Annotated in this window: 1 protein-coding gene; it reads right to left on the bottom strand. The window is 58.5% G+C overall.

Annotation, left to right across the window (positions count from 1 at the left end; translation table 11 throughout):
* Nucleotides 1–221 (bottom strand): hypothetical protein (locus EN808_RS36870; protein ID WP_210235491.1); only part of this gene is annotated, 221 nt, incomplete at its 3' end.
* Nucleotides 222–289 lie beyond the last annotated feature (68 nt).

Raw genomic sequence — 289 nt, 5'->3', positions numbered from 1 at the left:
ATCAATGCTCGGACCAACAGGGCTGCGAAACGGATCGGGTTGAAGTTACCATTCGTCAGTTCGCGCCAATACTGACCAATATCCCGCCGCTTCACGGGCTCGGATGCCTTTAGAGCGTCAGTCGCTTGGCACCGCCAGAGCTGCGCTCCGCTTTGATCCACGGGGTTGGCCGGGCGGGTAGCAACGCCGGCAACCCGCTCGAGCTCTGCTGAAGCGGCCATCCTGTCGCCCACGGGATCAGCGGAATTGTGACCTACTTTAGTCAGACATTCCTCTTTCCAGTAAATAC

Source organism: Mesorhizobium sp. M8A.F.Ca.ET.165.01.1.1, assembly GCF_004792065.1.
GTDB lineage: Bacteria > Pseudomonadota > Alphaproteobacteria > Rhizobiales > Rhizobiaceae > Mesorhizobium.
The sequence above is the reverse complement of the archived record's forward strand: the minus strand, read 5'-3'. Positions and strand labels throughout refer to the sequence as shown.